Here is a 9,557-nt window from a genome sequence, read left to right as displayed (position 1 = left end):
GATCACCCATCCAATCTGATTGGGTGGCCTACTTTTCAGCCGTCGCGACTGGCCGGATTTTCAACCGTCGTTAACAGCTGGGATTGCTGCGGTCCGGATCGTGGAGGACAGCGTTATCTGTAGGGCTGCACTTGATGATCTGCACCGGTGTTCCCTGGCGCGGAAGGGTCGCCGGCTACTGCAGACCGAACAGTGATCGCCTGACGCGTTCGATATCGGTGCGGGCGGCCAGGCGGTCGGTGACGGCCATGATTGCCACTGCGATGTCGACGTCCGATACCGGTGCGCGGTGCTGTTGCCCGAAGCGATTTTTCAGTCTGTCGATGTCGCCATCGGTGAGACGTCGCGGCATCAGAGCCAGCAGGGGGTTGTAGCCGATGGATGGGGCTGCGGACGGCTGCCCGAGGCGTAGGTAGGCAACGAGCGCCGCGAACGCTCTGCTGAATTCGCCTCTCATGTCGCTACTCGTCTCGACGTCACGCAGTGGGGAATCGCCGGGTCAGTGCATCGCGCATGGCGTGTAGTTCATTCATGCGCGCGGCTACCGCGCCGAGATGTTTGTCGGTGCCGCGTTGGGCCCGGCGCCGCAGCGTGGCTGCCTGCAATTGCTGTTCGGCCAATTCGTCGTCGAGAAGTTGGATGAAAGTGCGGGCCTGCAGCACATCGGCGTCCCGGTCGCGCCGAGGTGCGGGATCGGGAGTGTGCAATGGCGATGCGCGTATCGGATCGGCGGGATGCAGGTGGGGAACGTGGGGGTCCGGCCTGCAGCATGCACGGCTCAGCGTCGCGTCGAGCACCTAGATGGGCGTCGGTGAACTCGGCCGTCATCACCACACGATTGCAAACCCGCAGGTCATTATCGGTTTCCCTGCGGTATCCACCCAGTAAGGAGCTGTTCACACGCGGTTCACCCGTCGTGTGAGCTTTGTGTCCCGCGCCTGTTCACCAGCCGCGGGGATGGGAGTGTCAGTCCCGTGTGCCGGTGCTTCGGTAGATGACATTGTGGGCGATTTCGACGGCGTGGTCGGCGAAGCGTTCGTAGTAGCGGCTCAGCAGGGTGACATCAACGGCGGTGGTGGTGCCGTGTGACCACTGCGGGTCCATCACGACGGTGAACAGGCGCCGGTGCAGGTCGTCCATCGCTTCGTCGTCAGCGTTGAGCTGGGCGGCCTTGTCGGCATTTCCGTCCAGCACAACCCATTTGGTGTCGTGGGTGATCCGAACGGCGATGCGCCCCATGTCGGCGAAATAGCCGGCCACATCGCCGGGCACGGCGGTCTCGGGGTGGCGGCGGCGACTGATCTGGGCGATGTGTGCGGCCAGGGCGCCCATGCGCTGCAGGTCGGCCACATTGCGCATGCCGGCAAGAACGGAACGCAGATCACGGGCCACCGGCGCTTGGCGAGCCAAGATGGTGAACGTGTCCGCTTCCAGGGCGGCGCATTTGGCATCGATGTCGTGGCGGCGGTCGATGACATGCTCGGCGGCGCTGAGGTCGGCATGCAGCAACGCGTCGGTCGCCAGCTGCATCAAGGCGGCAGCGCGGTCACACAGGTCGGCGATGCCGTCGTTGAGAGCGTCGAGTTGCTCGTGGAAGACAGTTCGCATGGGGTATCAGCCTACGACGCCCACAGAATTCTGCATGGCCTAGAAGTCAATGTCAGCTAACAGCATCGGAACTTTGGTCGAGTAGCGCTGCGGCGCCGGCCGGGGGCTTCACTGCGACCGCGGATAGCAGCCAAACGGTGGGTCGTCGCCTGGTGCAACGACGCATGTAGGTTTCTGCGGCGAATTTCGCACACCAAAGCAGTCGGCGCGAAGCCCGCACGCTCGAACCGTGTCCACCGTTCTCCGCGGCATACCATGAAGCACATGTATTCCACGGTATAAATGCAGGTCAACACATATTTTGAGCAGTCAAAATCCAATCAATCTACAGATAAGCGCGGTACCCAGGCTTGGTTCAGCCCTCGCAACGAGTTCGTCCTCCGTGATGGCGATTCCCAGCGCTACTTTTACTTGCCACCCTTTGCAGGCAGCAGGTGGTATTCCAGAACGCGGGCGATGAATTCCGACAGAGTGCCGACGTTGACAGCGTCCATCTTGGCTTCGATCCAGTCTCGCTGTTGTGCACTGAAGCTGATGCGAGCCTCCGTCAGCGGAGTGCCAGATTTAGCCCGGGTTGGCGACGACGGCATCAGCCATTCGTCGTCAACCGTGGGCTTGGAGAAGAGCTCAGCCAGCACCTTGTCTGGGCTTTCATTCCGGTCGGCAGCCTCTTTGGCGATGTGCGCGAACGCATCCTGCACGATCTCGGCGTAGCCCTTGATCTTCTTGCTCTTGGTGGTCTGCAAACGGTTGTAGACCTCCTGCGACAGGTACACCGATGCGGCCGGCACGCGGGCACCCTTGAGGCGCGGAATGCGTGTCTGCCGAGACCGCACGGGGGTGGTGATCGTAGCCGGCGCCGGTGAAGCAGCCGGCACGGCCGCGGCGACCGCAGGTGCCTCTGGAGCGGCGGCCGGCTGCTGTTTCACGGTGGCCGGCTGGGCTTGCGCCTCTTCGTGCTCGGGCTGCGTCTCCGGGGCAGTTGCCGCTGCGCGCCCGGGCGAGAGCAAGCCCGCCAATTTGGAGCCGCGATCCTGCGTTGGGCTGAACGCGTTCGAAAGGTTCTTGTGTGATGCCTTGGTGGTTGCCATGTTCAGTCCCCGTAGCTGTTTTCGCTGGTCAGTTCGTTCATACGAGCAAGGATTTCGGCGGCGAGGTTCTCGTAGTCCTCCGCTAGCCCCTTGCTGGTTTTTGCTCCTGTGCCGATCTCGTCGCTGCCGAGTTTTATGCCGCTGCGCAACGCCGCGAGGATGCTGCGGCCCTCTGGGGTGCTGGCCGATTCAAGTTCGTGTGCGAGCAGACCGTGTCGACGGGTCTCGTACGCTGCCGCATCCGAGTGTCGGATCACTGAATTGAAGATCGGCGCGGACCCGCCGAGGATTTCGTCGACGGTGTCCTTGACGTTCTTGCTCACACGGGTCGCTGAGCTGCCGACGCCGAATCGCACGACTCCCCCAAGCCGCAATGCTGGGTTAACTGTCATCGCAGGTCCGAACAGGTCTGCGATGATCGACAACCCGTCGATACTTCCTTCGTCGGCGCGGACCGGAATCACGATCATGCCGGCCACCCGCAATACCGCGTCAAGGGCGGTGACATCAATCGGTGGGGCGTCGATCAGGACCAGGTCGTAAGTTTTGCCCAATCCTAGAATTTCGCGCTGGATCGCGTGTTCGAGCTTGTCTTTTGCGTTGGCGGCGAAGTAGTTGTAGATCCGCTGCAAGGCGCCGCCGCCAGCGATTAGGTCGACGCCGGGGCGTACGTTTTCGTACAGCGGAGGCCTGGCACTGTCCGACTTCAACATCAGCGATGCCGCGTGTTGTTCGCCGTTGGAGTCGATCAGGTCCTTGATCGATTCGTATTCCTCGACCGGGAGTCCGAAGTCACGGGCGCAGTTGCCCTGCGGGTCCAACTCCACCAGGAGTACGCGGTAGCCGCCCTGACCGTAGAGGCCAGCGAGGTTCGCCGCGATGCTGGTCTTTCCCACTCCCCCCTTGCCGTTGGCGAACGCAACAATCTGCCACGGCGTGGCAACGACCGATGCTAGTGCGTGAAGTAGCGCTGTCGGCGTAGGCGTCATTTCCATACCCTCCCAAGGTATTACGCCCGCTAGAGGGCGCTTCGTATCGCGCGGTGTCGCGCCGATGTGAGCGCGCGATTCGCGCCGAGTCTATCGCCCGCTTACGCGCCCTGCTGCGCGCTTGACGTCACGCCTTCATAACGCGTTCGCCTACGCGCGGTGAACGCGCTGGTGACCGCCCCAATATGCGCGCGTTCCTCGCCCGTATATCCGCGCGTGTCGGCGCGCAGCTAGGGGCGTGTCGCGCGCCCATGCTGGCGCGCTTGATTGCGCCCTCTGGTCCGCGTGACCATCGCGCGAGTGTTCGCGCTCTATAACGCGTGGATTCCCGCGTAGCTGTAGGCGTGCTTTCGGGCGCATGCCTACGTGTTTGATTGCGCGTAGCAATGCGCGCATTTTCACGCGTCCTTCACCGCGGTTATTCGCGCGGCCTGCTGCGCCCGTTACCTGGCCCGCTGCCGCGCCCGCTATACGCGTGGGCTCGTGCGTTCTTATCGCGCGTAATGCTGCGTGCTGTTGCGCGCATGTGCACGCCCGCTCTGACGCGCGGGCTCCGCCCTCTAGGTACGCGTTGTTAACCCCTGCATATCGCGCGTTGTAGGGCGTCATATGTGCCCGCTTGTTGGCGCTGCTATCAACGCGATACCGGCGCTACATGCCACGCGATACGAAGCGCGACCCACGCAATCTACATGGGTAGATACTTGCTTTTTAACGTTGTCGTGACCCGTCCAGAGAGCGGCTCTATGCAGCCTAGGAGCCGCTAATTTCTGCAGTTCAGTGCTCCCCGTGGGCATGCAAGAATGATATCCCCGACGTACGCGACACTCCCCTAGCGAATCGCCCAAAGTCATCGACTAATGCGGGGCCGCCAGAGACTCGAATGGATCACCCGCGGCTTCGCAGATCGGCCCCCGAGTCGACTCACTGAGGGGGTCACCCTGCACGCTGGGGGACCTTGTTTCGCTACCTCCTATTAGGAGGAAAGGATGCGCCGCTGATTGCGGGAGCTGTTGCCGATGCAATAGAGATTTCCGGTGGCAGCGGGTACCCACCTCAGTGTGTTGTGGAGTGTTGCAGAAACCGCTCGTCTCGCATCGTTTCGCACGGAAGGACGGACACTCGTCGCAGGAGTGGCGGGGGTGAAGCCGCACGAGCTACGCAAGGGGAGCGGGTTGCTCCGGCTGGGCGAAGGCGTTTTCGTCAGTGCCCGGGCGGCACCTACGCCGAGCGCACCGCGCCCCGAGATCGAATCCCGGCGTTTGCGGTTGTGTTGTCAACCACCATTCCAGGGCGGCTGATAATTCACCGCAAATTGCCCGTTGGTGTCCCGGTGAGGCAAGCGTGGCGCCTTGGATTGGAAGGGGCGTTCAACATGCTGGAGGCGATCCACGACCGCGCGAGCAGTGTCCGCGGGATGAACGTCAGCTAGGGCGCGCGCATGCACTCACCTGCGGAAATGCCGAAGTGGTGGTGGGCGGGGGAGTGGGCCTCGCCCGCAAATGGCGCTTAGTTCAATCGTGGCGCCTCGAACCCCTTCCGGGGCATCACTTATCGACCTAATGCCCATTTGGCCGCCAGCGAGGCGATCAGCGCCTATTCGCAGGTCAAGCCCTACGGCCTGCTGGCATCGGCGCTAGCTTCACGGCGGTTCCGGGGACTCCGCCCCCGGCGGGTGCTTCTGACTGGTTGCCCGGGTGGCTCCTGGGTGGGGCTTTGGTCTCGCGTGGTGGGGCGCGGTTTCCCCGACGGACATTTTTTGGTGAACCTAGCCGTATACGAGAGTGACGGCGCGCCCTAACGCGGATTACCGTCGAATCCCGTCATCGCTTGCAACCACGGCATTTAGCGGTACTGTCGTGACATGGTCGTGAATCGAGCACTGTTCGGGGACATCGTCAGCCAGGCACGAGGCTCCGCCACCAAGGACGAGGTGGACGAGCGAGGGGGCCCGCCTCGCCAGCGCCTGGCGCAGATCGAGGCCGGCGACCCGATCGACCTCACCGTTGGGTTGATGTCGCAAATCGACACAGCGTTCGGGTGGGGGCCTGGAACCTCGGAAATCGTGCTGTCCCCGGTTCGGCCACCTCTGGATTTGGGGTGGATGCTCAGCGAGGGGCGGGACGAATTCGGGCTGACCGCATTGCAGCGCGGGGACGGTCTCGGCGTGGACGACGACGGGGAGATTGTTCCACTGCCACCGGTTCTACTTGCGGAACGGTGGTCCCTGGTAATGCCGTTGATCGCGCGCTGGCGCGGACCTGTCCTGATCGATCTGGGACCGGATGCGGCCGAGCGGGACGAGGAGATTCGCCGCTGGCTATTGAGATCGAGCGATATCGAGCGGTCGCGGTGGCGGCGCACGGGTATGGCCAGCCCTTCCGAGGCGGCCGCGATCGCTATCGACCCGATTCCGGAAATCTGGAACAGCGACAGGGCGCTGCAGCTCCTGGAGCGGATCAGGGGCATCATCTCGGCGCGGCTGGTCAATGATCTGCGACCGAGCCCGGGCCTTCTGGCCCTGGACGACGCGATTCGAGCGCGCGATGTTCGGGATCTAACGCCCACGCTGTTGTTCATGGCTGCACAAGCGCACGGTCAAGGGCGCGACGGGCTCAAAGTGCTCAGCGCACTGGGTAGCAAGCGCCCTGACATGAACCTGCTGGACGCCTGGTCCGAGTTCCATCAGAAAACGGGGCTCAGCAGCCGCCTTGAACATATTGATCCCGCCGTGAGCGACTTGTTGAAGCCGCTGCTCACGCTGCGCGATTACCACATCAAACTTGATCTGCGGCCGCCCCAGATAGACGGCGACGTCGTGGACGGCCCGCTCGAGGTGCGCAACGTCAGCACCAGCGTCGAGGTTCTGCGCCCGGGCAATCTTGACCGAATGGTCGTGTTCTTCGACTCGGGTGCCTGCCCGTTCCTGCCAGCGTTTGTCGATATGGCCTACAAGCCACGGCCGGGTTCACCGTTGCTGGTCACCGTCGAGGAGGACACCAAGGTTTTGAGGGCGTTCGGCCGGCTACTGCCGAACTCTCGGGTCGTGGCGATAGCGCCCGATGCTGCACTGCATGTGAGCTCGTCTCCGCAGCGTCAGGCCGAATCGCCGTTCGCCCGACTGGTGGCGCCTCGGGCCGGCCTGGCCGTCCTGGTGCCGAGCGCTCAGCAGTCGGCGAGAGGCGTTGTGAGTCAGCGGGTGTGGTTGTCCGAATCCGGCGAGTCCGTGTCCAACCGGGACGAGGCGGACACTCGCGAATCAACCTTGAGGTTCTTTCAAAGCTGGAAATACCGGTTCGGGGTGTTCGACATCGCGCAGCTCGACAACCGCGATGGCCATCCGAACCTGATCTTGACCGATGACCGCGGCCGTCGGTTGTGCCTGTGGGGCCTGTCGGTCGGTCACGACGGCGAAGGACCGGCCATTACGGCCAAGATTCTCGCCGAAGCCAACTTCGGCACCGAGAGTGCTATGCGGCGGATTACCTTCAAACCCCAGCACTGGCCGGTCACCGTCGTGCGGCCGGGTAAGCAACTGGCGTTGCAGTTCGGGCCCGACATACGGTCTACCAGGGAAGTTCCGGGCGTTGATCTGCAGTCCGGTCACGGCGTGATCGCCGGTGGCGACGAGCTAACCATGACCGTGCTTACCGAAGGGCTGACGCTGCTGCGTCGGCAGCGGTCGGTTAACGATCTGCGTTTCCTTGGGGTGACGCTGCGTGCGCCGCGACCTTGGGGCCCGATTCTCGGTGCGCACAATCTCGGGTTCGCTGGCGGACTTAGGGATGGGGCGGCAGCCGCGACGTGGCTCGACGTGGCACTCGGTGAGGAGCTGTGGCGCCGTCAGCGTCAGCTGGAGGCGGCGAGGGTGGCGAACGCTGCCGAGTACCGGGACGGCGGCGGTCACATGCCGACGCTGCTGGTGATCGTGGACGGTCTGGACGGGCACGACGATCACTGGATCACCACAGCGGCGCTGAACGACGCGGTGGCGTGCGCTGACCGGTTCGACATCCGGATCGTTTTGGTCGGGACAAACCCTGAGCCGCTGCGGCGGCATCTTCAGTCCCGTATTGCCGGTTTGCAGTCAGAGTTGTTGCCACAGTTCGCATTCCGGCTAGTGCTGTCCGGGGCAGACCCGTCCACCGTTCCTGCCGGCCTTGACCTGGCCCAAATTTATGGCCCGAACGACGGCTGGGACACCGGGTTTCTCTGGCATCCGACTACCGATGGTCCGATGCAGTTTGAACCGTGGAAGCCCGGCGGGGCCCACGCGGCCGTGCCGGGCGACGATGAATGGTCCGCGGCCTTGGAAATCGACCTGCGGCCACTATCGTTCCAAACGCTCTGACACAGCCGAGGTCGGGCCTTCCTGGATTCCGAAGAATGTCCTCGCGTTGGTGTTCTTCACATCTGATAGTTAGACGACTCGCTTGATAACGAAGCCGTGTGTGGGGGCGGAGCTGTATTTGACGGGAACACCGCTCTGCTGGGCTTCGATGACTCGGCCTTCGCCGGCGTAGACCTGCACGTGTTCGGGTACCCCGGGGGCGGAGAAGTTCGAGAACACAAGATCGCCGGCGCGGGCGTCGCGGGGATCAACGAGTTGGCCGCAGTGAATTTGGTCGTAGGTGGTGCGGGGGAGTATCACTCGTCCGTCGGTGGCTTGGGCAACGGCATATTGAGCCAGGCCACTGCAGTCGAAGCCGCCGCCGGTGGGTCCGTTCGCGCCGCCGCCGCCCCAGATGTAAGGCAGGCCGAGTGCGCGCTCGGCGTTCTTGACGACTTTGTTTCCGGTGCTGGAATCGCCTTCGGAGTCAGGTTTGTCGTGATCGTCGCTGGTCGGTTGCGGTGAGTGCGCAGCGGCTTGGACGGCCTGCGTGAGTGGCTGCATGAGGGAGCCGAGGCCGCCGCCACCTCCTGCGGGCGTTCCGCTGCCGCCCATTGGCATTCCGCCGCCCATCGGCATTCCGCCGGCGCCCATTGGCATGCTCTGAGGCATCATCGCCGCGGTGGGCGGTGTGCCCGGGTTAGCTCCCGTCAGGGGGTTGGTGGGGGGCTTTGAGGGGTCGGGTGCCATGAGCGCTGCCAGTGGGTCGTCCGCGTTCTTGGGGGCGCTGGGATCATCTGGGTCGGCGGCGGGGTCGGCTTTTTGGTGTGGCTTGTCGTCGGGGCTGTCGGGTTTTTCTTTGGGGTCGGTCGGATCGGGAAGGCCGGCAGCTGCGGCGTGCACATCGGTTGCGGCGGTACCGAATTGGCCGGCAGTGTCGGTGACTAGGTCTTGGGTTTCTGCGATGCGGCCGGCGCCGGCGGAGAGCAGGAGGGCTTTCCCTAGGGGTGTGTCGGTGAAGGGGCCGAGTGACTGTTTGTCTGATTCCCAGCCGGCTTGGATCGCGTCCAAGCCGGAATGTGCTCCGCGGGAGATGGAACTGCCAACGGACATCGCTTGGGCGGCGTGGTGCTGGGCTTCGGTGAGTTGGGTGCGGTAGCCGTGAAGGTCCACTGATCGGGCGGCGGCCGTGTCGGAGGTGGCGCCGTTCCAGGCTGGCGGGTGCGGCGGGGGTGGGCTCGGGTCGGCCGGGCTGGTGGGGATGGCGGCGTGGCCGGTGCCCAGCAGGTTACGGGCTTGGCGGATGATCGAGTCCACGGCTTCGACGACGTCGGTCATGGGTCAATATCCTCCGCCGCGGGATCTGGGGTTGGCTTGGGCCACTTTGGCCATAAGGTCGGTGCCGCTGGGGGAGACGTGGTGCTCATGGATCACGTAGTTCATGGATGAAGCGATATTGGCGTGGCGGTGACAGTCTGATTCGGGACCAGTGTGACGGTCTGATTCGGGACCCACCCGGGCTTCGGCGTGGCGTCGTGA

The 9,557-nt window shown here is 63.8% G+C and carries 7 protein-coding genes; 1 reads left to right on the top strand and 6 read right to left on the bottom strand.

Going from position 1 to position 9,557, the window contains the following annotated elements:
* Positions 1 to 175: 175 nt before the first annotated feature.
* From AC3WTE_RS32065 to AC3WTE_RS32045, 5 genes are all read right to left on the bottom strand, one after another.
* The gene (locus tag AC3WTE_RS32065; RefSeq protein ID WP_492443656.1) at positions 176 to 457 is read right to left on the bottom strand and encodes a DUF3349 domain-containing protein; all 282 of its coding nucleotides are present in this window, start codon (positions 455 to 457) and stop codon (positions 176 to 178) included.
* A 19-nt stretch (positions 458 to 476) separates the two neighbouring features.
* On the bottom strand, positions 477 to 707 hold the full coding sequence (locus AC3WTE_RS32060; protein WP_492443655.1) for a hypothetical protein: 231 nt from the start codon (positions 705 to 707) through the stop codon (positions 477 to 479).
* Between the two features lie 259 nt (positions 708 to 966).
* Positions 967 to 1,608 carry a phosphate signaling complex protein PhoU gene (gene phoU / locus AC3WTE_RS32055; protein ID WP_492443653.1) on the bottom strand — a complete coding sequence of 214 codons (642 nt, stop codon included), beginning with the start codon at positions 1,606 to 1,608 and terminating at the stop codon, positions 967 to 969.
* A 407-nt stretch (positions 1,609 to 2,015) separates the two neighbouring features.
* Complete coding sequence (locus AC3WTE_RS32050) at positions 2,016 to 2,699, bottom strand: hypothetical protein (RefSeq protein ID WP_492443652.1); 684 nt, start codon at positions 2,697 to 2,699, stop codon at positions 2,016 to 2,018.
* Between the two features lie 2 nt (positions 2,700 to 2,701).
* Positions 2,702 to 3,694 (bottom strand): ParA family protein, encoded by a 993-nt coding sequence (locus AC3WTE_RS32045; RefSeq protein WP_492443650.1) that lies wholly within the window; start codon positions 3,692 to 3,694, stop codon positions 2,702 to 2,704.
* 1,858 nt (positions 3,695 to 5,552) lie between these two features.
* Here AC3WTE_RS32045 and AC3WTE_RS32040 point away from each other — a divergent pair.
* The gene (locus AC3WTE_RS32040) at positions 5,553 to 8,039 is read left to right on the top strand and encodes a hypothetical protein (RefSeq protein ID WP_492443648.1); all 2,487 of its coding nucleotides are present in this window, start codon (positions 5,553 to 5,555) and stop codon (positions 8,037 to 8,039) included.
* Between the two features lie 69 nt (positions 8,040 to 8,108).
* On the opposite strand, the gene AC3WTE_RS32035 is transcribed toward AC3WTE_RS32040, so the two are convergent.
* A complete protein-coding gene (locus AC3WTE_RS32035) occupies positions 8,109 to 9,356 on the bottom strand; it encodes a C40 family peptidase (protein ID WP_492443646.1) in 1,248 nt (415 codons plus the stop codon).
* Positions 9,357 to 9,557 lie beyond the last annotated feature (201 nt).

The sequence above is a fragment of the Mycobacterium sp. FW102-FHT13B02 genome, assembly GCF_058790275.1.
The sequence above is the reverse complement of the archived record's forward strand: the minus strand, read 5'-3'. Positions and strand labels throughout refer to the sequence as shown.